The sequence below is a fragment of the Paeniglutamicibacter psychrophenolicus genome (assembly GCF_030812255.1).
Lineage (GTDB): Bacteria > Actinomycetota > Actinomycetes > Actinomycetales > Micrococcaceae > Paeniglutamicibacter > Paeniglutamicibacter psychrophenolicus_A.
On record NZ_JAUSSH010000023.1, the window covers coordinates 1 to 20,319 of the forward strand.

22 protein-coding genes are annotated in these 20,319 nt (G+C 71.2%); 10 read left to right on the top strand and 12 right to left on the bottom strand.

Annotation, left to right across the window (positions count from 1 at the left end; genetic code table 11):
- Nucleotides 1–139: 139 nt before the first annotated feature.
- The 3 genes from J2T21_RS20140 to J2T21_RS20150 are packed head-to-tail and all read right to left on the bottom strand — an operon-like array spanning nt 140 to nt 1,925.
- Nucleotides 140–589: an SRPBCC family protein gene (locus J2T21_RS20140; protein ID WP_307583922.1), complete on the bottom strand. Its 450-nt coding sequence runs from the start codon at nt 587–589 to the stop codon at nt 140–142.
- A gap of 24 nt (nt 590–613) precedes the next feature.
- Nucleotides 614–1,582 carry a TIGR03086 family metal-binding protein gene (locus J2T21_RS20145; RefSeq protein ID WP_307583924.1) on the bottom strand — a complete coding sequence of 323 codons (969 nt, stop codon included), beginning with the start codon at nt 1,580–1,582 and terminating at the stop codon, nt 614–616.
- A 22-nt stretch (nt 1,583–1,604) separates the two neighbouring features.
- Nucleotides 1,605–1,925, bottom strand: coding sequence for an ArsR/SmtB family transcription factor (locus tag J2T21_RS20150; RefSeq protein WP_307583925.1), 321 nt, complete (start codon nt 1,923–1,925; stop codon nt 1,605–1,607).
- A gap of 136 nt (nt 1,926–2,061) precedes the next feature.
- Between J2T21_RS20150 and J2T21_RS20155 the strand changes: the two genes are divergently transcribed.
- The 8 genes from J2T21_RS20155 to J2T21_RS20190 all read left to right on the top strand — a co-directional run bounded on the left by J2T21_RS20155 (nt 2,062) and on the right by J2T21_RS20190 (nt 10,270).
- Nucleotides 2,062–2,790, top strand: coding sequence for an NUDIX hydrolase (locus tag J2T21_RS20155; RefSeq protein WP_307583926.1), 729 nt, complete (start codon nt 2,062–2,064; stop codon nt 2,788–2,790).
- Nucleotides 2,787–4,055, top strand: a complete 1,269-nt coding sequence (nadA, locus tag J2T21_RS20160) for a quinolinate synthase NadA (RefSeq protein ID WP_307583927.1) — start codon at nt 2,787–2,789, stop codon at nt 4,053–4,055. Before J2T21_RS20155 ends, nadA begins: the two co-directional genes overlap by 4 nt.
- Nucleotides 4,052–5,719, top strand: a complete 1,668-nt coding sequence (nadB, locus tag J2T21_RS20165; RefSeq protein ID WP_307583928.1) for an L-aspartate oxidase — start codon at nt 4,052–4,054, stop codon at nt 5,717–5,719. The genes nadA and nadB overlap by 4 nt, the downstream gene beginning before the upstream one ends.
- 16 nt (nt 5,720–5,735) lie before the next feature.
- Nucleotides 5,736–6,650, top strand: coding sequence for a carboxylating nicotinate-nucleotide diphosphorylase (gene nadC, locus J2T21_RS20170; protein ID WP_307583967.1), 915 nt, complete (start codon nt 5,736–5,738; stop codon nt 6,648–6,650).
- Entirely contained in the window at nt 6,647–7,792 is a 1,146-nt protein-coding gene (locus tag J2T21_RS20175; RefSeq protein WP_307583929.1) for a cysteine desulfurase family protein, read from the top strand. The genes nadC and J2T21_RS20175 overlap by 4 nt, the downstream gene beginning before the upstream one ends.
- 82 nt (nt 7,793–7,874) lie before the next feature.
- Nucleotides 7,875–8,378: an ATP-dependent endonuclease gene (locus J2T21_RS20180; protein WP_307583930.1), complete on the top strand. Its 504-nt coding sequence runs from the start codon at nt 7,875–7,877 to the stop codon at nt 8,376–8,378.
- A gap of 96 nt (nt 8,379–8,474) precedes the next feature.
- Nucleotides 8,475–8,834 carry a helix-turn-helix domain-containing protein gene (locus tag J2T21_RS20185; protein ID WP_307583931.1) on the top strand — a complete coding sequence of 120 codons (360 nt, stop codon included), beginning with the start codon at nt 8,475–8,477 and terminating at the stop codon, nt 8,832–8,834.
- A 77-nt stretch (nt 8,835–8,911) separates the two neighbouring features.
- The gene (locus J2T21_RS20190; RefSeq protein WP_307583932.1) at nt 8,912–10,270 is read left to right on the top strand and encodes a M20/M25/M40 family metallo-hydrolase; all 1,359 of its coding nucleotides are present in this window, start codon (nt 8,912–8,914) and stop codon (nt 10,268–10,270) included.
- Between the two features lie 120 nt (nt 10,271–10,390).
- On the opposite strand, the gene J2T21_RS20195 is transcribed toward J2T21_RS20190, so the two are convergent.
- On the bottom strand, nt 10,391–10,879 hold the full coding sequence (locus J2T21_RS20195; RefSeq protein ID WP_307583933.1) for a GNAT family N-acetyltransferase: 489 nt from the start codon (nt 10,877–10,879) through the stop codon (nt 10,391–10,393).
- 124 nt (nt 10,880–11,003) lie between these two features.
- Between J2T21_RS20195 and J2T21_RS20200 the strand changes: the two genes are divergently transcribed.
- On the top strand, nt 11,004–12,542 hold the full coding sequence (locus J2T21_RS20200) for a GAF domain-containing sensor histidine kinase (protein WP_307583934.1): 1,539 nt from the start codon (nt 11,004–11,006) through the stop codon (nt 12,540–12,542).
- Here the strand turns inward: J2T21_RS20200 and J2T21_RS20205 are convergent.
- Nucleotides 12,539–13,267: a response regulator gene (locus tag J2T21_RS20205; protein ID WP_307583935.1), complete on the bottom strand. Its 729-nt coding sequence runs from the start codon at nt 13,265–13,267 to the stop codon at nt 12,539–12,541. The genes J2T21_RS20200 and J2T21_RS20205 overlap by 4 nt on opposite strands.
- 156 nt (nt 13,268–13,423) lie before the next feature.
- On the bottom strand, nt 13,424–13,879 hold the full coding sequence (locus tag J2T21_RS20210) for an HD domain-containing protein (protein ID WP_307583936.1): 456 nt from the start codon (nt 13,877–13,879) through the stop codon (nt 13,424–13,426).
- A 160-nt stretch (nt 13,880–14,039) separates the two neighbouring features.
- On the opposite strand from J2T21_RS20210, the gene J2T21_RS20215 reads away from it, so the two are divergent.
- On the top strand, nt 14,040–14,675 hold the full coding sequence (locus J2T21_RS20215; protein ID WP_307583938.1) for a hypothetical protein: 636 nt from the start codon (nt 14,040–14,042) through the stop codon (nt 14,673–14,675).
- Between the two features lie 9 nt (nt 14,676–14,684).
- On the opposite strand, the gene J2T21_RS20220 is transcribed toward J2T21_RS20215, so the two are convergent.
- The 6 genes from J2T21_RS20220 to J2T21_RS20245 form a co-directional block, all read right to left on the bottom strand.
- Nucleotides 14,685–15,236, bottom strand: a complete 552-nt coding sequence (locus J2T21_RS20220; RefSeq protein ID WP_307583939.1) for a DUF488 domain-containing protein — start codon at nt 15,234–15,236, stop codon at nt 14,685–14,687.
- A 128-nt stretch (nt 15,237–15,364) separates the two neighbouring features.
- Entirely contained in the window at nt 15,365–15,955 is a 591-nt protein-coding gene (locus J2T21_RS20225) for a GNAT family N-acetyltransferase (RefSeq protein WP_307583941.1), read from the bottom strand.
- Between the two features lie 18 nt (nt 15,956–15,973).
- Complete coding sequence (locus J2T21_RS20230) at nt 15,974–16,789, bottom strand: carbohydrate ABC transporter permease (RefSeq protein WP_307583942.1); 816 nt, start codon at nt 16,787–16,789, stop codon at nt 15,974–15,976.
- Nucleotides 16,786–17,706, bottom strand: a complete 921-nt coding sequence (locus tag J2T21_RS20235; protein WP_307583943.1) for a carbohydrate ABC transporter permease — start codon at nt 17,704–17,706, stop codon at nt 16,786–16,788. The genes J2T21_RS20230 and J2T21_RS20235 overlap by 4 nt, the downstream gene beginning before the upstream one ends.
- Nucleotides 17,681–19,045, bottom strand: a complete 1,365-nt coding sequence (locus J2T21_RS20240; protein ID WP_307583944.1) for an ABC transporter substrate-binding protein — start codon at nt 19,043–19,045, stop codon at nt 17,681–17,683. Before J2T21_RS20240 ends, J2T21_RS20235 begins: the two co-directional genes overlap by 26 nt.
- Nucleotides 19,046–19,132: 87 nt before the next feature.
- Complete coding sequence (locus J2T21_RS20245; RefSeq protein ID WP_307583945.1) at nt 19,133–20,248, bottom strand: PfkB family carbohydrate kinase; 1,116 nt, start codon at nt 20,246–20,248, stop codon at nt 19,133–19,135.
- Between the last annotated feature and the right edge of the window lie 71 nt (nt 20,249–20,319).

The window sequence follows — 20,319 nt, forward strand, 5'->3', positions numbered from 1 at the left end:
CCCGCCCCCCACCCCCCCCCGCCCGCCCCGCCGCAGCCCCCCCCGCCCCCCCCCCCGCCCCGCCGCCCCCGCGGCCCCCCCCCCGGCGCCCCCCCCCCCCCCGGGGCGGGGGAGCCTGGGCGGCGCAGCGGTTTGCGGGTCAGCCGTCGGCTGCCCCGGCCTCGAGCAGGGCCTTGGGCTTGCGCAGGTCCTGGCCCATGGCCCGGCGCATCATCGGCGCCATCAGGAATCCGGCAACCTTCGAAAACCCGGCGGGTTCGCCGGTGTTGGCCAGGACCATGCGCGTTGCCGCGCCCACGTCTTCCCACGTATGGGTGGTCTGCATGGGGAAGGGGCCCTGGGCGGTGCGCATGACCAACCTGCGCCCGGGCACCGCGTCGATGAACTCGTAGGGGTACTTCAGCTCCCGCCCCGGGAAGCGGGCGCCGAAGTCCACGGGCGTGCCGACGCCCAGGGGCGGTCCGCCTCGGTGGTCGGCCGAGCCGATGTTCGCGTGCCACGACGGGGCGTTGGAAGGATCGCCCGCATACCCGGCCACTACTGCACGCGGTCGCTGGATCACGATCCCGCACCTGACGTCGACCATCATGCCTCCTTGGGTCGCGGACCCGCCTCAGCGGGCCGCGACGCTCCGGCCGGTGAAGGCCACCAGGCGTTCGAGGCTGGCGGCGGATTCCTCGACCAAGGTCTCGTCGGCAAAGCTGTTGCCGCGCATCTTGGGGCTGATGGTGTTCCGGGCGAGCCCCAGCACGTATTCGGACAGCCCCGGGTGGACCTGAAGCGTCTGGCCGGTGGCCGTGGCCAGGTCCCAGGCATGCACCAGGAACTCGAGGTTCAGGATGTTCGCGACGATCGCGGCCGGAAGCCGGGCGAAGCCCATGTCGATGGTGCCCTCCAGCCCGCGCCTGGTGAGGGCCTCGAGCGTCGCCTGCGCCGCGTCGGCCACGCGGGCCTCGGCCGGGGCGGAGGGGTCGTCGAGCAGCTGCAGGCCCAGCGCCTTGCCGATGCCGTGCACCGAACCGACCAGGTGGTCCAGCAGCTGCGTGACGCTGAAGTTTTCGCAGGGCGTCGGCAGCCCGTGGTCGGCTGGCTTGAGCTGGTGCAGCACCCGCTGGACGACGGCCAGGGTTGCCTCGGCGCTGGCCAGCTCGTTGAGCGGATCCGGGACCGCGGCCCAGTCGTCGGCCCCGGCGTCTCCGTCGGTGGCCAGGCGGACCAGGCGTTCGAGGAAGTGGTTCCAGCCCTCGGTGTGCCCGGCAACTTCCCCGGCGGCCAGTCCCTCGTGCACCAGGGTGAGCCTGGTGCCGCCGTCGGCAGGCTCCAGGGTGATGGTGACGGTCGAGGCCGCGGAATCGCTGCCTTCCCAGCCCCAGTCGAAGACCAGGCGCTTGCCGGGGTCGACCTCCTTGATGGTTCCGGCCGCGGAGTGGCCCGGCGTGACGGTCCAGCGGTATTCGCCGCCGGCGCGCAGGTCCATGCGCGCCGCGACGGCTTGCCAGCGGCGGAGCCGGTCGGGGCGGGTCACCAGCTCGAAGGCGGCCTCGGGATCGATCGGGAGGAACACCGATTTTTCAATGGACATGGGGAGTCTCCTTGGGGTGTGTTCATGATTGCGGTCCCGTGGCCTCGTCGACCAGCAGCTTGAGCTCCGAGGTCCAGAAGGACTCCAGCGATCGGCGCAGCGTGGCCATCCCGGCCGGGTCGAGACGGTAGAACCGGTTGCGGCCGTCCTTGCGGGCGGCGACCAGGCCGACTTCTGCCAGCAGCAACAGGTGTTGGGAGATGGCCGAGCGGGTCACGGGGAAGCGTTCGGCCAGTTCACCAACGGTGTGTTCCCCGTTGGCCAGGATGTTCAGCAGGGCGCGCCGGGTGGGTTCGGCAGCGGTTTCCAGGACGTCGGGCACACAATATACGTTAGTGCTCACTAACGCATCGCGCAAGGGGTCCGGGCGGCGAGTTCGACATGCCGGGAACCTTTCGCGTCACAGGGCTTGTGAACGGGCGGGCCGGGCCGTATTCTTAGTTCTGGTCAGGATGACACTAACTAGGAGGGTGGGTCGGTTGCCGTTTTCGAATGTGGCCGAGCGCCGCGAACAACCGCCGGCACTGGCCGTGTCCACGGTGATCTTCTCGCTGCGCGACGACGAACGCACCGGGCGCAAGAGCCTGTGGCTGCCACTGGTGCGCCGCACCCGCGAACCCTTCCGCGGCCAGTGGGCGCTGCCCGGCGGCCCGCTGGGCCCCCGCGACTCCCTTCTCGACGCCGCGGCGAACAACCTGCGCGACACCACCGGGCTCATCCCGCGCTACCTCGAACAGCTCTACGCCTTCGGGGACCTGGACCGCTCGCCCACCCGCCGGGTGGTCTCCATCGTCTACTGGGCGCTGGTCCGTGAGGACGACCCCCACGACACCGCCACCTCGGTGCTGCTCGACGACCCCAACGTCGCCTGGTTCCGCGCGGACGACCCCGAGGCGCTGGGCAGCCTGGCCTTCGACCACCGGCAAATCATCGAATACGCACTCTGGCGGCTGCGCAACAAGGTCGAATACGGCTCCATCGCCCACCGGTTGCTCGGCGAGCGCTTCACCCTCGCCCAGGTCCGCGAGGTCTACGAGGCGGTGCTGGATCGGGCACTGGACCCGGCGAACTTCCGCCGGACCCTGCGCAGCACCCCCGACATCGAGGAAACCGACGAGTTCCTCTCCGGCGGCAAGCACCGCCCCCCGCGCCTCTATCGCTACACCGGCTCAACCACCCACCCCCTTGAGAGCGAGAACATCTCATGAGCAGCATCAACGCCACCCTCCAGACCCTGAAGCTCGTTTCCCCCGAGGCCAGCTGCAACACCGACCTGACCAAGGGCCCCTGGCTCTTCGACACCGGGGAGGCCGACTACGGGCCGGGCTCCTCGCAGGACGACGTGGCCCCGGCCGACACCCCGCGGCAGGGCGAGATCCCGGCCGAGTACCGCGAGGCCTCGGATGCGGAACTGACCGCCCGGATCCTGGCCGCCAAGGAAACCCTGGGAGATGAGCTGGTGGTCCTGGGCCACCACTACCAGCGCGACGAGGTCGTGGCCTTCGCCGACTTCGTGGGGGACTCCTTCCAGCTGGCGAACGCGGCGCTAACCCGCGAGCAGGCCAAGTACATCGTCTTCTGCGGCGTGCACTTCATGGCCGAGACCGCCGACATCCTCTCCACCAAGGAGCAGGCGGTGATCCTGCCGAACCTGGCCGCGGGCTGCTCGATGGCCGACATGGCCGACGAGTCCTCCGTGGAGGAGTGCTGGGAACAGCTCATGGACCTCTACGCGGACGAGGATTCCCCCGACGGGCGCGCCTCGGTCATCCCGGTGACCTACATGAATTCCTCCGCCGCGCTGAAGGCCTTCGTCGGCAAGCACGGCGGGATCGTGTGCACCTCCTCCAACGCCGCCACGGTGCTTGAATGGGCGTTCGAGCGCGGCCGCCGCGTGCTCTTCTTCCCCGACCAGCACCTGGGCCGCAACACCGCCAAGGCCATGGGCATACCGCTGGAGGCGATGCCGATGTGGAACCCGCGCAAGCCGCTGGGCGGCAGCGATGCCCAGACCCTGCACGATGCCAAGGTCATCCTGTGGCACGGCTTCTGCTCGGTGCACAAGCGCTTCACCGTCGCGCAGATCGAGCGCGCCCGTGCCGAGCACCCCGGCGTGCAGATCCTGGCACACCCCGAGTGCCCGATGCCGGTGGTCGACGCCGCCGACGCCGCCGGGTCCACCGACTACATCCAAAAGGCCGTCGCCGCGGCCCCGGCCGGTTCGGTCTTCGGCATCGCCACCGAGATCAACATGGTCAACCGGCTGGCCGCGCAGCACCCCGAGCACACCATCTTCTGCCTGGACCCGGTGATCTGCCCGTGCTCCACGATGTACCGCATCCACCCCGGCTACCTCGCCTGGGTGCTCGAGTCCCTGGTGGACGGGGTCGTGCTGAACCGGATCACCGTGCCCGCGGACGTGGCGGCCGACGCCAAGGTCGCCCTGGAACGGATGCTGGCGGCACGGCCGTGAACGGCACCGACCTGGTGGTCGTCGGCTCCGGGGTCGCCGGGCTCTACGCCGCGCTGACCGCCGCGGTCCGCGGGCTGGATGCCACCCTGCTGACCAAGGACGCGTTGGCGGACTCCAACTCCTGGTACGCCCAGGGCGGACTGAGCGCCGTGGGCCCGGCCGGGGCCGCGGCGGGGGACTCGATCGCCAGCCACATCGCCGACACGCTCACCGCCGGGGCGCACTTGAACGACGCGGACGCCGTGGCGATCATGTGCTCCACCGCGTGGGGCCATGTCACCCGGCTCATCGAGGCCGGTGCGCGGTTCGACACCGACGACTCCGGCTCCTTCGCCCTGGGCCTGGAGGCCGCGCACGCGCACCCGCGGATCCTGCACGCCGGCGGGGACGCCACCGGCAAGGGCCTGGCCGGCGCGCTGATCAATGCCTGCCGCACCCAGCAGGCCGCCGGCCGGCTTCGGATCCGCGAACACGCCTTCGTCACCGAGCTGCTCACCGAGGCCAACCCGTCGGCCCGCGCCCAGCGGGACCCGGCAGCCGTGGTCACCGGGGTGCGCGTGCGCGGGACCGACGGGCAACACGAGGACCTCTTCGCCAAGGCGGTGCTGCTGGCCACCGGCGGGGCAGGGCAGCTCTTTGCCGCGACCACCAACCCGTTGGGTGCCACCGGCGACGGGGCCGCCCTGGCCTACCGGGCCGGCGCGGCGCTGGCCGATGCCGAATTCATCCAGTTCCACCCGACCCTGGTGTCCCCGGGCGGCTTCATGGTCTCCGAGGCCGTGCGCGGGGAGGGAGCGGTGCTCATCGACGGCCACGGCGAGCGCTTCATGGTCAAGGTGCACCCGGATGCCGAACTGGCGCCCCGCGACGTGGTGGCCCGCGCCATCCACGCAGTGCGCGCCAACGGCGGCACGGTGCACCTGGATGCCCGCGGCGTGGAGGCCACCCACGGGCCCGGGTTCCTGGCCCGGCGCTTCCCCTCCATCACCGCCGAACTGTCCAAGCTCGGCTGGGACCTGGCCGCCGAACCGGTGCCGGTCACCCCGGCCGCCCACTACTGGATGGGCGGGATCCTCACCAACGACACCGGCGCCACCACGCTGCCCGGGCTCTACGCCGCCGGGGAGGCCGCCTGCACCGGGGTGCACGGCGCCAACCGGCTGGCCTCCAACTCGCTGCTCGAGGGCCTGGTCTTCGCCTGGCGCACCGTGGCGAACCTGCCGGCCAACCCGCCGGGCGCCACCGCGGCAGGCAGCGCGCCCATGAACGTGATCGTGACCCACCCCGCCGCCGCCGGGGATGCCGACGACGCGGACTTGCGCGCGCGAGGCGAAGCGCCCGAGGAAATGGAGCTGTCCGCGCTGCAGGCCCTGGCCCAGGCACACCTGGGCGTCGAACGCACCGCGCAGGGCCTGCGCACCGCGCTGGCACAACTGGCACGCTGGCGTGTCACAACCGGAGACCGCGCCTCCCACGAGCGGGCCAACCTGCTTGAGGTGGCCAAGCTCATCGCCACCGCCGCCCTGAACCGGGAAAACTCCCTCGGCGCGCACTACCGCTCCGACGCCCCCGAGGCGCCGCGGCCGCTCAACGGGCACCTGCCCCGCTACGCCCAGGTGCCGGCCACCACAAACCTGAACCTAAGGATCTCCTCCCTTGTCTGACACCACCACCACGGCCATCGCCACCACCGCCGCCCCGGCCCGCCCCGCCACGCTGCTCCCGGTCCCCGCCCGCGCCATCGAGAAGATCGTGCTCGCCGCCCTGGAGGAGGACAACCCGCGCGGGGATCTGACCGGCAACGTGCTGATCCCCGTCGATGCCACGGCCACCGCCGCGGTCATCGCCCGCGAACCGGGCATCTGCGCCGGGCTGGACACCTTCATCGCGGCCATGAAGCTCACCGACCCCGCCCTGGAACTGCACCCGGCGCTCGCCGACGGGCAGCGCTTCAACACCGGGGACACGCTGGTCACCGTGTCCGGCCCGGCCCGCGGGCTGCTGGCCGGGGAACGCGTGGGGCTGAACCTGCTCCAGCGCCTGAGCGGCATCGCCACCGCCACCGCCGCCTTCGTGGAGGCGGCCGCGGGCACCAACGCGCGCATCGTGGACACCCGCAAGACCACCCCGGGGCTGCGCGTGCTTGAACGCTACGCGGTGCGCTGCGGCGGCGGGCACAACCACCGCGACAACCTCTCCGAGGCCGTCATGGCCAAGGACAACCACCTGGCGCTGCTGGGCACCGGCTCCGAGCTCACCGCCGCGCTGCGCACCGCCCGGGCCAACCTCGGGCACACCGTGCACTTCGAGGTGGAAATCGACTCGCTGGACCAGCTCGACGCGGTGCTCGCCGCCGGGGTCGACACCATCATGCTCGACAACTTCTCCGTCGCGGACCTGGCCGCCGGGGTGCGCCGCATCGCCGGAGCCGCACTCGTCGAGGCCTCGGGCAACGTGAAGCTGGAGACCGTGGCGGCCATCGCGGCCACCGGGGTCGACGTGATCTCCTCCGGCGCGCTCACCCACTCGGTGCGCGCCCTGGACCTCGGCCTGGACATCGCCATCGATCGCGGCCGCGGGGCGAACACCCCGTGATCTACCTCGACGCGGCGGCCACCACCCCCGTGCGCCAGGACGTCCTGGACGTCATCATCCCGCTGCTGACCAGCGACTACGGCAACCCCTCCAGCACCCACTCGATGGGCCAGAGCGCCGCCCGCGCCCTGGACTACGCCCGGGGAACCGCGGCCAAGGTGCTCGGGGTGCGCACCGGGGACGTGGTCTTCACCTCCGGCGGCACCGAGTCCAACAACCTGGCCATCAAGGGCCTGGCGCTGGGCAACCCGCGCGGGCGCCACCTCATCCACTCGGCCATCGAGCACCCCGCGGTCGCCGAGGCCTGCGCCTACCTGGTGCGGCACCACGGGTTCGAGCTCGACGTGGCCCCGGTCGATGGCCTCGGGATCCTGGACCTGGACGCGTTCACCAAGCTGCTGCGCCCGGACACCACCCTGGTCTCGGTGATGGCGGTGAACAACGAGGTCGGCACCATTCAGCCCGTCGCGCAGGCGGCAGCGGCCGCCCGCGCGGTGGGCGCCCTGGTGCATTGCGACGGGGTGCAGGCCGCCGGCTGGCTTGACCTGGCCGAGATCGCCGCGCATGTCGATGCGCTGGGCATCTCCGGGCACAAGATCGGCGGGCTCAAGGGCGCCGGGCTGCTGATGGTCCGCGGCAAGCTGGCCCTGGAGCCGCTGATCCACGGCGGCGGGCAGGAACGCGAACGCCGCTCCGGGACCGAAAACGTGGCCGGGGCCGTGGCCACCGCCACCGCCCTGTCCCTGGCCGCCGCGGCCAACTCCACCGGCACCGCGCAGGGCCACGGCAGGCACCTCATCGACACCGTGCTGGACGGGCTGAACACCGACGGGCGGATCCGCGCCCGGCTCACCGGGGATCCCCAACGGCGCGTGCCGGGCATCGTCTCCTTCGTGTTCCCCGAAACCGGGGGCGAGACGGTGCTGCTGGAACTCGAGCGCCGCGGGGTGGTGTGCTCCTCCGGGTCGGCCTGCGCCGCCGGGTCCACCGATCCCTCGCACGTTTTGCTGGCCATGGGGTACGACGAGGACACCGCGCACACCGCGGTGCGGCTGAGCTTCACCCGCACCGTGAAGGAAGCGGAAATCGCCACCGCCGCCCGCGCCGTGGTGGCGGCGGTCAAGGCCATAGCCGGCCGGTAGCTCCCGGACCCGGCGGACCGCGGGTTCGCGAACCCGGCCGGATCCCTTGGGCCGGGGACTCCCTTCGTGATTTCATGGCCCCATGCCGATTGTGCTGGTTGAAGGCGAGTCCGACGCCGTCGCCGTGCGGACCCTGGCCGGGAGGCTCGGCCTGCCCACCCCGCGCGTGCTGCCCGTCGGCGGGTCCAAGGGCGCCCGCCGCGCGGCAGGTCAGCTGGACGGGCAGCGGCTGCTTGGCCTGGTGGACGCGGCGCAGCGGCGCGACTTCGAGCGGGTGCTTGTCGCGGTGTTCGTCTGCGACCCGGACCTGGAAGCCGAATTCGTCCGCGCCCTGGGCATCGAGGGGGTCGAAGCGGTGATCGCCGGGCAGGGCGAGCTCGAGTCCTTCCGCCGCCTGCAGGCCCAGCCCAACCTGTCCGGAAAGCCTGTCGAACACCAGCTGGCCCGGTTCTTCGGCGGCCGCAGCGGCAACAAGGTGCGCTACGCCCAACTGCTCGCCGAGGCCGTGCCCCTGGACGCGATACCCGCCCCGCTGGCCGGGCTGCTTGCCGCGCTCGACGCCGGGGATCCGGCTGCCGGAGCCTGAGGGGCGGCAACTTCCCTCCCGCCCGGCTTGCGGGGGACGATGGACCTCGCCCCGACGCCCTTCACAACCTTGGGCTTGTGCGGTAGACATCGAAGCATGCAGGAAGACGCGAGCGCGGCGGCCCCGATGACACCGGCGGCAATCACGGCCAGGGCACAGGTCCTGGCGCGCGAACACCGGTTGATGCGCGCGGAACTGGTTGGCGTCCGGCGTGAGGCGGGACTGTCGCAGGGCGAGGTTGCCGAGCGCATGGGGGTTACGCAGCAGGCGGTCTCAAAGTTCGAGGCCTGCGATGCCGACCCCAGGCTATCGACCCTCCGGCGCTACGCCAATGCGGTGGGAGCGCTTCTCGGGCACCGGGTTGAGCGGGACCACGGGCAATCCGAAGCGCTGGCCGGTGATCCTTTCGCGCGCGTGCGCGCGCGAGGCAACTCCGGTTCCGCCGATCAGCCGTAACCGATCCGAAAAGACGCCTGCGGGCGCACGGCTGTGGACCGGTCGACCGCCCGGCGCCGCGGCATAGACTGTCAAACATGTCGCCCACCCCACATCCGGCTGTAATCCCCGGCCAAGCCGCGCAGCAGGTGGCGGCCAAGCTGGCACAGCTGATCGCCTGCCGGACGGTCTCGCGGCCCGACCGCGAAGCCGAGGAACGGGCGGAATTCACCAAGCACGCCCGGCTGCTCACCGAGCTCTTCGGGCACATCGCCGGCGCCGTCGAGCAGCACACGCTGGGGATCACCGGGCAGCTGTGGCATTGGCGCGGCACCGAAAGCAGCGAGCCGGTGGTGCTGATGGCCCACCAGGACGTGGTCCCGGTTCAAGGCGAAGCGGACTGGCAGCACCCGCCCTTTGCCGGGGTCGTTTCGCAGGGCCGCGTCCACGGACGGGGCGCCCTGGATGACAAGGGGGATCTGGCCTGCATCCTGCAGGCGGCCGACGACCTGGCCGCCACGGGCTTCGTCCCGGGGCAGGACGTGTACTTCTTCTTCGGCGACTGCGAGGAGATCTCCGGGCCCACCGCCCTGGAGGCGGTGGACTTCCTCACCGCTGCCGGGGTGCGCCCCTGGATGGTCCTGGACGAGGGTGGTGCGGTGGCGCACCAGGCGTTCCCGGGGATCGACGCCCCGGCCGGGGTGATCGGGGTGGGCGAGAAGGGCATCCTGGACCTGCTGCTGGAAGCCGAGGACTCCGGCGGGCACGCCTCGGCTCCGCCCCGCTTCGGTGCCGTGCAGCGCATCGCCCGGGCCGTGGGCAGGTTGCAGTCCAAGCCGTTCCCCGCCGCCCTGCACCCGGTCACCCAGGAGACCTTCCGCCGCCTGGCCGCCACCGCCCCCGGGATCACCGGCACCTTGCTGAAGCTGGCATCCCGCCCCGGGCGGCTGGCCGGCGAGGTGCTGGCCCGTGCCGGGGCGGAACCGGCCGCCATGGTGCGCACCACCGTCGCCGCCACCCGGCTCGAGGGCAGCGAGGGCATCAACGTGCTGGCGCGGCGGGCCGCGGTGGGGCTGAACATCCGCATCAACGTCACCGAATCGGTGGAGTCGGCGATTGCCGGGGTGCGTCGGCGCGTGCGGGATGCGAAGATCGCCTTCACGGTGCTCGGCGCCACCGAGCCCTCGCCGATTTCTCCGATGGATTCCGACGGCTTTGCCCTGCTGGAAGCGGCGCTCGGCCATTCGCACACGGAGGCCCGCCCGGTCCCGTACATCATGATGGCGGCCACCGATGCGCGCCGCTTCACCGGGATCTGCGAGCAGGTGTACCGCTTCGCGCCCCTGGGCATGGACAAGGCCCAGCGGGGTGCCATCCACGGTACCGGCGAATCGGTGGAGGTCGCCGAGCTGGGGAAGGCCGTGCAGTTCTACACCTTCCTGCTCAGGGCGCTTTAGACCCGTGCCATGGGCCGCGAAGCCGATGGGGTACGTGGCAGGACGTGGGGAGTGCGGGGTTCCCGGACCGGCATTCGAAACCATGTTCTAATGGTGTTCGAGTTGGCGGATGCCCGGTGGCTACAGGGACCGGTGCATCACGTTCAGGCCCACCAGCCCGTGGACCGGGTGGTTGAAGGCCTGCGGGATCACGGCCAGGACCTCGAAGCCCAGCGACTCCCAGAGCCGGATCGCATGCTTGTTGCTGGAAACCACGGCATTGAACTGCATGGCCGTGAACCCCTGCCCGGCCGCCGCCTCGATGACATGGGCCGCCAGGGCCCGGCCCAGCCCCCGCCCGGAGGCGTGCGAGGCGACCATGAAGCCGGCGTTGGCCACGTGGGAGCCGGCGGCGGGCTGGTTCGGGTGCAGTTCCGCGGTGCCCGCCACCGCGCCGTCGTCGTCCACCGCCACGAACACCGTCCCGCCGGCCTTGCCCGTCCACCACGCGCGGCACTGCTCCTCGGTCGCGTCCACGGACCAGCAATAGGTCTCGCCCTGGCGCACGACCTCCTCGATGACGGGCCACAGGCCCGGCCAGTCTTCCTGCGTGGCAACACGAATATCCATCCACCCAATCTATTGCACCCTTGCCCCTGTCGCCGTCCTCGCGCGCGCGGGTAGGGTGGCGCATAGGTGGGGATGCCGTCGGCGACGGGGGCACCAAGCGGGGAACCGGGAAGGGGCAATGCAGATGTCCAAGCGCAGCGACGCCCGGGTGCGCGAACTGCTCGCCTCCATGGCCTCGATCGCCAGCGACCTCTCGGTCACCGCCATCACCCACCGCGTGCTGGACGAAGCCATGAAGATCTTCGGCGCCACCTCCGGGGTGCTGGAGCTGACCAACGCCTCCCACCAGCAGGGGCACCTGGCCAAGGGCAAGGACGCCGCAAGCCTGCTCGAGGCCGCGGGCAAGGACGAGGCCAAGCGCCTGCGCCTGGTGCTGAAGACCCGCCAGCAACACTTCGCCCGCCTCACCCTGGGGCCCAAGCACGGCAAGGACCGCTACTCGCGGGCCGACCGGGAACTGGGCGAGGCGCTCGCCGGAAGCGCCGGGGTGGCCCTGGAGAACGCCCAGCTCTACCAGGACGCCGCGGACCGCGCCCGCTGGCTGGCCGCCTCCGCCCGCATCGGCACCCTGCTGGGCGGCGAATCCCGGCACCATACCCAGGGCCTGAACGACGTCGCCGAACTGGCCCGCCGCGAATCCCGGTCCAAGTACGCCCTGCTGCTGACCCCCATCACCGGCCAGGAACCCGAGAACACCGGCTACCGGATCGCCGGGATCAGCGAACACGTCCACCCGCACCTGGCCGGTCGGGTGCTGCTGCAGGTGGGGGTGCGCAACCGGCTGGTGCTGCGCAACAGCCAGCCACTGCTGCTGGCGGCACCCGAGGCCATCCTCCCGCTGGGCGAACTGGCCGACGGGGAAGCCACCCTGGTCGCCGAACTGCTGGCACGCGGCATCCACTACGGGCTGCTGGCCATGGTCAGGGAACACGGGGCGCCGGGCTACCGCCCCGTCGAGGCCCAGATGGCAGGGATCTTCGCCGCCAACATCGCCCAGGGGCTCGGCCTGGTCCAGATGCACCACCTGCGCGAGGAGGTGCTGCTCTACCTGGAACGCGAACGCATCGCCCGGGACCTGCACGACATCGTCATCCAACGCATCTTCGCCGCGGGCCTGGGCATCAGCGCGCTGCGCAGGCAACTGCCCACCCCCGCCGCCCGGGAGCGGGCCACCGGGCTGGCCGGGGAGCTGGACACCACCATCGCCGAGCTGCGCGCCACCATCTACTCGCTGCGCACCGACGCGGGGGAGACCGAGACCCCCAGCTCACGGATCCTGCGCGCCATCCGCCTGGCCTCCGAACCGCTGGAGATCACCCCGGCGCTGCGCCTGGGCGACGAAGTTGACGCGTTGACCGACGAAACCACGCTGACCCACCTGCTGGCGGTCATCACCGAGGCCCTGAGCAACGTGGTGCGCCACGCCCAGGCCCGCGCCGTCGAACTCACGGTGGAACGCACCGACGGAACCCTGGCCCTGACGCTGCGCGACGACGGGGCCGGCTTCGTCCCCGGCGGGCCCGAAAGCGGGCTGGCGAACATGCGCCAGCGCGCCGGGGAACTGGGTGGAACCCTGGACATCGACTCGACCCCAGGGGAGGGGACCACGCTGCACTGGGTCGTGCCCATGCCCGCCGAAGACCAGGCGCCCCCCGCGGGCTAGGTGCCCCCGTCGTTGGGCCCCGGCAGCGGATGGGTCACGAACACCGCCGCCTGCGTGCGCGACTCGAACCCCAGCTTCGCCAGCATCGAGGAGACGTAGTTCTTCACGGTCTTCTCCGCCAGGCGCATGCGCTCGCCGATCTGCCGGTTGCTCAGGCCCTCGCCGACCAGTTCCAGCACGCGGCGTTCCTGGACGGTCAGCTGCTTCATGCGCGGGTCCGGGTTTTCGTGGGCGATCAGCCCGGAGATGATCCGGGCCTTGAGCCCCGGGGTGAACAGCGATTCCCCGCGGGCGGCCCGGCGCAGCGCACGGATCAGGTCGTTGCCGGCGATCTGCTTGAGCACGTAGCCCACCGCCCCGGCCAGCACCGCCCCGCGCAGCGCCTGCTCGTCGTCGTAGCTGGTGAGGATCAGGCAGTTCAGCGATCCGTCGATGGAGCGCACGTCCCGGCAGACCTCGATGCCGGTGCCGTCGGGCAGCCGGGCGTCGAGCACCGAGACATCCGGGCGCAGCGCCGGGATCTGCTTGCGGGCGTCGTGCGCGGTCCCCGAGGTGCCCACGACCTCGAAGCCCTCGCCCTCCAGCAGCTCGGCCAGGCCGCGGCGCACCAGTTCGTGGTCATCGAGGATGAAGACGCGGATGGGGGTCGCAGGTTCCGGGCCGGTGGCGGGCTCGGGGCCGGTGGCCTGCCCCGGGGCGTTCCCCGTTGCCGCTGCGTGGTCCATGACGGTCCCTCCCGATCCCGTGGGTGCGTGCCGGTGCCCCTGCACGCTTCCATTCTTGGCCGCCGAACCGGCTTCGGACAAGGGGCCAAAGGCCCGTGGTGGATTCCGGCGGCGGCCCGGACCTGCCTGGGGGACACCGGCCGGAGTGCCAGGGGGCTACCCCTGCTGCGGGAATCCGAGCAGGACCCGGACGCGGGTGTACTTCGCGGCCAGGCGGACACGGAGATGCCCGGGCAGGAGCGCGGTGCGGGCCGGGTCGGTGTTGTCCTCGATGTCGGCTCGCTTGACCAGCATCCCGACGGGATTGGCGCGCACCCGTGCGCAGTAGTCCTCCAGCGTTTCGCCCCCGGCCTTGGTGACGGCGCGGACCGCCTCGATCACCGGAGCCGGGATGCCCGCTTCCAGCAGGTCCCCGGCGGTGACGTCGCAGTCCTCGAGCACGTCGTGCAGCCAGGCCGCGGCCACCGCGGTGTCGTCCCCGCCGTGGCTGGCCACGCCGGCGGCCACACGCGCGGGGTGGGTGATGTAGTCGACGCCGGACTTGTCGAGCTGTCCGGCGTGGGCGCGGCGGGCGATGTCTTGCGCAACCTGCACGAATGCGTGGCCGGTCATGGGTTCTCCTCCGGTGGACGCTGGAATGTTCTGGCTCCCAGCGTAACGCTGGCCCGTGGCGGTTGGTCCACCCGGCAGGGGGGAGGCCTGGATGGAGTCGGCGGTGCGCAAACGCGCAGCCGTCCCGGAACGGGCACGCGAATGCGGAACAATGGAAGTCGTGATGCGAAAACGACGACAGCGGAACCGCACGGGCGGGCGGGCGCCAAAACGCCAGCGCAAGAAGTTGACGCCGCGTCAGCGGTTGGGCATGTGGCTGTGGACGATCGGGCTCTTCCCGGCCCATGTCGGGTTGTTCCTGGTGATCGGCGGCGTCATCTACCTGCCCTCCGCCGCCTCCGCCCAGCGTGCCGACGTCGAGGTGCGCCAGAACGGGGCGCCGGCCATCGGCGAAATCGTCGAGATCGGGCGCGCGTCCACGCCGCACGCCCGGCCCGGCGGCGGAAGCACCACGTACTACCCGGTGACCGAGCAGGAAATCCGCGGCGTGCACACGAGAACCGAATGGAAGCACTACGACTCCACGGACAGCGGACTCCGGGTCGTGGGCCGGCAACTGCCCCTGCTGTACGACATGGGCGGATCCACGCGCATGGTCATCGACACCCCCGAGGCTTCGGCGCTCCCGGGCCGGAAGGCCAGGTCGTTCCAGCTCGCGATGCTCATCGGCGCCCCGGCGTCAGTGGCCGGGTTCGGAATGGTCTACACGGGCCGGCACATGAATCCCGATGCCCGCGAAAAGCGTGCCCGGGCCCGGGCCCTGCGAAGCAGGCAGCTGCGGCGCCGAACCCCCTGACGCTCCAGGCTAGGGCGTGCCCTCGCCCGGGTCCTGCGCGGTCGGCGGGTAGGTGATGGCGGTGCCCTCGACGCGGGCGAAGGAGGTCAGCGTGTGCGCGGTGGCCTTGGTCCTGGAGAAGATGTCCAGCACCTCGACGCCGCGCACCAGCAGCGCGTCGCCGACCAGTGAGCGGTGGCAGCGCCACGGCACCGCCTCGGCGCACATGATGGCCGTGCCCTCGCCCCGGGCCAGGTCCAGCAGGTCCTCGATCCCCGCGGAGAACTCCTCGGTCTGCATGTAGTCGGCGTAGCCGCGGAAGGAGTCGTTGCGCCAGGCGCCGTTGACGCTGTCCCGATGTGTCGGGCGCAGCCCGCCGAGGTCCTTGGCGCGGTGGTAGCCGATGTCCGCGCCGGCCAGGGCCGCGGCCAGCTCCTCGCCATTGAACTGGGGGTTGTGCCGGGACTTGGGGATGGTGCGGATGTCGATGACCCGGGCGATGCCGTGGGCCCGGAGGATCTCGATGAACTCGGCGATCCCGTGGGTGGAGTGGCCGATCGTGTGGATGCGGGTGGTGCCCATGATGTGTTCCCCCTTCTGGCGGTCGGGATCCGCAGCGCGGCAGCGGCCCCCCTGGTCTTCAGCGTAAACGATGTGGCGGCCCGGGCCCATGGCCGAAGCCCGCCGGGTGCCGGCAGGACGCCGGGGGATCACGGCCCGGGCATGGCTTCCTGCGGCCCGGGTTCCAGGGCCAGCCACTGTTCGCGGGTGATCGCGTATTCGACGTCGCCGAGCTCGTCCCCGTCGATGTGCACCGGCCAGTCGGCGGTGAAGTGGCGCACCAGGTCCATCCCGCATTTCTCCATCACCAGCCGCGAGGCGGTGTTCACCGCCATGGTGCTGGCATGGATGCGGGTCACCGAGGGAACGGAGAAGCCGTGGGCGACCAGCGCGCGGGCGCCCTCGGTGGCCAGCCCGCGGCCCCAGAATTCGTGCCTGAGCCGGTAGCCGAGCTCCGGGTCCGTGGCCGGGAACCCGGGTTCGGGGCGCAGGTGGAACCAGCCGGCGAAGGCGCCGGTGCCGCGCAGCTGGGCCACCCAGAACCCGAAGTCCGGACCCGCCCGGTGGTAGGCCAGGTAGGCGGGGATGTGCTCCGCGGTGATCTCCTCCCGCGGGGTGGGTGTGCCGTTGGAGATGTAGCGCATGACCCGCGGATCGGCATCGAGCTCCACCAGGGCCCCGGCGTCGTCGGCGGTGAATTCGCGCAACACCAGCCGCGCGGTCTGCAGCAGGATCCTCATGCACCCATTGTGCGCCGGTTATTCCTTGACGGCACCCTCCAGCATGCCCTTGATGAAGTGGCGCTGCATCAGGAAGTACAGCACGACCACGGGCAACGCGACCATCACCGCGGCGGCGGCCAGCAGCGCGGTGCCCTGGGTGTACTGGCCCTGGAAGAACGCCAGGCCCAGCGGCGCGGTGCGGAACTCCCCGGAGGGGGACATCACCAGCGGGATCAGGAACTCGTTCCAGGTCCACATGAACATCAGCACCACCATGGTGGTGATCGCCGGGCGGCCCATGGGCACCAGGATGGATATCAGGATCCGGCCCTTCGAGGCCCCGTCCACGCGCGCCGCGTCCATGATCGAGGGGTTCACGGACTTGAAGTAGGCGCGCATCCAGTAGGTGCCGAACGCGACGGACTGGGCGACCTGCGGCAGCGCAACGGCCCAGACGGTGTCGGTGAGCCCGAAGGTGCGCAGGTCGAAGAACAGCGGCACGATGATGGCCTCGGCCGGCACCATGATGCCCAGCAGGAAGAGGTAGAACAGCACCTGTTCGCCGCGGAAGGACATGGTCCCGAAGGCGTAGCCCGAGAGGATCGAGAGCAGCACGGCCAGGGACACCACGATCACCGCCACCAGCACCGAGGTGCCCATGTACTGCCCGAATCTCCCCTCCACCCAGGCGGTGGCGAAGTTGCCCGGGTGGAAGGCCCCCTCGCGGGCAGCCGAGGCGTTGGCCGGGCCGAACGCGGCGACCAGGATGGAGGCCACCGGGGTGAGCACGATCAGCGAGAAGCCGATGAGGATCGCATAGTTCAGCGTCCGCTCGGTGGCCGAGACCCTCATGCGCCGCGCTCCGAGACCCGGTTCACGGCCAGGGTGACCAGGAAGATGATGACGGTCAGGGTGACGCCGATGGCCGCGGCGGATCCGACCTGCCCGGTCTCGAATGCCCGCCGGTAGACCTCGTAGCTGGGCACCGTGGTGGAGGAGCCGGGCCCGCCGGAGGTGGTCATGTAGATCAAGTCGAAGGTCTTCAGCGAGGCGACGATGGTCAGCGTGAGGGCCACGGTGAGTTCGGCGCGCACCGAGGGGACGATGATGTAGAGGAACTCGCGCACCGCGCCGGCGCCGTCCAGCCGGGCGGCCTCGAACAGCTCGGCCGGGATCCGGGCCATGCCGGCCAGCAGCAGCACCGTGACCAGGCCGGTGGACACCCAGGAGCCGATCAGCCCGACGGCGGGCAGCGAGAAGACGTAGTCCCCGAGCCACGCGCGCGTGAGCCCGTCCAGTCCGATGGAGCGCAGCACGGAGTTCAGCAGCCCGTCGGGGGCGTAGATCTGCTTGAAAGCCACCGAGACCACGACCATCGCGATGACCTGGGGCAGGAACACCAGGGTGCGGAAGAGGGCCAGCCCGCGGACCTTGGCCCGGGTCAGCACCGCGGCCAGCACCAGCCCGATCCCGCACGGCAGCACCGCGTAGAAGAAGATGAAGGCGCCGGCATGGCCGAAGGCGGCGCGCAGCCGCGTATCGGCCAGGATGTCGGTGTAGTTCCCCGTCCCGACGAAGGTCGCCAGGCTCAGCCCGTCCCAGTCGTAGAGCGAGAGGTGCACGGCGCGGGCCAGCGGGTAGAGCATGAACAAGGCGTAGACGATGAAGGCCGGGGCGATGAAGAGGTACGGGGTGATGGCGAGCCCCTGGCGGGCCGTGTGCCGGCCAGGGGCGCCGATGGTGCTACTTGCCCTGGGTAAAGCCCGCATAGTCCGCTTCCATGGCCTCGGTGAAGGCCTTCGCGTCGATCCGGCCGTCCAGCAGGCCCTGCAGCGAGTCGCCGAGGGTCTCTCCCATGGTCGGGGTCGCGTAGTCCAGGTACGGCAGCAGCACCCCGTCGGTGGTGACGGACTCGAACGCGGTGTACACGTCCTTGAGCACGCCCGATGCCGGGGCGTGCGCCGCGGTGTCGAGCACCGGCAGGTTCCCGGTGTCGGCCAGGACCTTCATCGCGTCCTCGTTGGTGATGAAGTCGATGTAGGCCGCGGCCAGGTCCGCGTTTTTGGTCTTGGCGGTCACGGTGAACGGCAGCCCGGTGCCGCCGGTGGTGTGCGCGCCTTCCCCGGCGGTGGCCGGAGGGGCGAAGAACCCGACGTCATCGCCCATCGCATCGGCCAGATCCGCGGCCATCCAGGAGCCGCCCATCAGGAACACGCCCTCGCCCTTGGTCAGCTTCTGCCAGGCGGCGTCGTAGTCGGTGCCGTTGACGCCCTTGTTGAAGTAGCCCTTGGCGCTCCAGTCGGCCAGCGTCTGCGCGGCGGCCTGGTTTTCCGGGGTGGTCCAGGAGGCGCCGGCGTTGCCGAAGCCGAGTTTCTCGATCTGTTCCGCGGGCACCTTGGCGCCCTGGATGGGCCCGAAGACGTGCCCGGCGGGCCACTTTTCGATGTTGCCCAGCAGCAGCGGGGTCTCGCCCTTGTCCTTGGCGGTGGCGATGGCCGTTTCGAAGGCGGCCCAGTCGGCCGGGACCTCCAGGCCCAGGGATTCGAGCTTCTTCTTGGAGTAGAAGACGCCCACGACCTCGCCGACCTGCGGCAGCCCGTAGGTAGAGCCGGAGCCGAAGGTGGTGCCGTCGGTGGAGTACTGCGAGTACTTCAGCACCGAGGCCGGGTAGCGCTCGCTCCAGCCGTAGGCCTTGGCCCAGTCATCCAGCGGCAGCAGCTGCCCGGCCTTGACGAACGCGCCCATGGTGTTGCGGGCGTTGTTGGCCTGGACCACGTCGGGGGCGTCGGTGCCGGACAAAGCCAGGCGCAGGGTCTTGCCCAGGTCCTCGAAGGACTGGGAGTTGCGCTTGATGGTGATGTTCGGGTACTTGGCCTCGAAGGCGTCGTTGAGCTTGGTCATCTGCTCGTTCTGCCCGCCGCGGACCTCCTGGTCCCAGACGGTGAGGGTTTGCTCGCCCATCTTGGCTACGTCCGTCTCGATGGTCGCGCCGCTTTGCGGGGCCGACGGGGCCGGGGCCTCGGAGCCGGGGGCGCAGGCCGAAAGCAGCAGGGCGAGGGCGGCCGTGGCGGCCAGCGCCAGCGTGCGGGTTTTGCCTCTCGGTGACATGGTGTGTGTCCTTTCATGCAAGGTGCGGTGGAAATCGGTGTGCGGCCGGCTGCGGCGGAAGGCGGCGGCCGCGGGTGGAAGCGGGGTTCAGCGCGAGGGCGGCAGCGGCCCGTGCCCGTGCGGGCGGTAGTGGGCCTCTGCCTCGGTGAGCAGCCCGAAGGTGGCCTCGGCGCGGCGCACGGCATTGGGCTTGTGTTGGGGCAGCACCTCGTCGAGGAAGCCGTAGCGCTTGGCGACGTCGGCGCATTCGGCGTTTTCCCGGGCGCGCAGCTTCGTCGATTCCCACCAGTCGGCGATGTCGCCCCAGCCCGGGGAGGCCAGGGAACCGCCGAAGTGCTTCACGGCCAGGGCCGAGCAGAGCGTGGAGAAGAGCAGCCGCCGTTCCAGCGGCCAGCCGGCCAGGGTGCCCAGCACGATGCCGGCCGAGAACACGTCCCCGGCGCCGGTCGGGTCGATGGCCGCCACGCGCAGGCTGGGCACGCTGGCTTGTTCCCCGGTGGAGGAGTCGATGGCGATGGCACCGTCCACGCCGCGGGTGATGACCACCAGCGGTGCGCGGGAGGAAAGCACCCTGAGTGCGGCGTCGGGCGAGTCGGTGCGGGAGTAGGCCATGGCCTCGACGTGGTTGGGCAGGAAGCCGTGGCAGAGTTCCAGGTCGTTGAGCGTGGAGGTGTCCCACTTCTCGGTCGGGTCCCAGCCGACCGCGGCGAAGACCTTGCCCTGCTTCGGGTGCGAGGCGATCCACCACGGTTCCCCGTGCCCCGGCATGGCCAGCTCGGCGATCATGGCCTTGGAGGTGGGCGGGGTGCCGATGAGCTCGGCGGCGCTGAGGGGCATCGGGTGGCCGTGGGTGATCATGGAGCGGTCCCCGCCGCGGGCCAGGGAGACGGTGAGCGCCGAGTGCCAGCCCTCGAAGACGCGCGAGCGGCTCAGGTCGATGCCCTCCTGCTCCTCCAGCAGCGACCACGACCAGGCACCGTACGCGTCGTCCCCGAAGCCGGCCGACAGCCCGGTGCTCAGGCCCAGCCGGGCGGCGGCCACCGCGAGGTTGGCGATGCCTCCGGGCACCGAACCCATGCCCTCGGCCCAGACCTCGGTGCCGGGCTGCGGGGCGGTGGGCAGGCCGGTGAAGATGATGTCGAAAAAGAGCGAGCCGGTGAGGAACAGGTCGAGTTCGGTGCCGGGCTCGGATGCGGTGTTCACCTGTGGGTTCCTCTTGCTTGCGCCGCCAGCGGGCGGTCCGGGACGCGCGCCGGCTTCCCGGTGGCATCCGG

Coding starts and splice junctions, on each gene's coding strand:
- J2T21_RS20145 (WP_307583924.1), bottom strand. CDS start 1,582: ATGTCCATTGAAAAATCGGTGTTCCTCCCGATCGATCCCGAGGCCGCC.
- J2T21_RS20235 (WP_307583943.1), bottom strand. CDS start 17,706: ATGCGGGCTTTACCCAGGGCAAGTAGCACCATCGGCGCCCCTGGCCGG.
- J2T21_RS20240 (WP_307583944.1), bottom strand. CDS start 19,045: ATGTCACCGAGAGGCAAAACCCGCACGCTGGCGCTGGCCGCCACGGCC.
- J2T21_RS20195 (WP_307583933.1), bottom strand. CDS start 10,879: ATGGATATTCGTGTTGCCACGCAGGAAGACTGGCCGGGCCTGTGGCCC.
- J2T21_RS20220 (WP_307583939.1), bottom strand. CDS start 15,236: ATGGGCACCACCCGCATCCACACGATCGGCCACTCCACCCACGGGATC.
- J2T21_RS20205 (WP_307583935.1), bottom strand. CDS start 13,267: ATGGACCACGCAGCGGCAACGGGGAACGCCCCGGGGCAGGCCACCGGC.
- J2T21_RS20185 (WP_307583931.1), top strand. CDS start 8,475: ATGCAGGAAGACGCGAGCGCGGCGGCCCCGATGACACCGGCGGCAATC.
- nadA (WP_307583927.1), top strand. CDS start 2,787: ATGAGCAGCATCAACGCCACCCTCCAGACCCTGAAGCTCGTTTCCCCC.
- J2T21_RS20210 (WP_307583936.1), bottom strand. CDS start 13,879: ATGACCGGCCACGCATTCGTGCAGGTTGCGCAAGACATCGCCCGCCGC.
- J2T21_RS20200 (WP_307583934.1), top strand. CDS start 11,004: ATGTCCAAGCGCAGCGACGCCCGGGTGCGCGAACTGCTCGCCTCCATG.
- J2T21_RS20225 (WP_307583941.1), bottom strand. CDS start 15,955: ATGAGGATCCTGCTGCAGACCGCGCGGCTGGTGTTGCGCGAATTCACC.
- J2T21_RS20190 (WP_307583932.1), top strand. CDS start 8,912: ATGTCGCCCACCCCACATCCGGCTGTAATCCCCGGCCAAGCCGCGCAG.
- J2T21_RS20180 (WP_307583930.1), top strand. CDS start 7,875: ATGCCGATTGTGCTGGTTGAAGGCGAGTCCGACGCCGTCGCCGTGCGG.
- J2T21_RS20230 (WP_307583942.1), bottom strand. CDS start 16,789: ATGAGGGTCTCGGCCACCGAGCGGACGCTGAACTATGCGATCCTCATC.
- J2T21_RS20140 (WP_307583922.1), bottom strand. CDS start 589: ATGATGGTCGACGTCAGGTGCGGGATCGTGATCCAGCGACCGCGTGCA.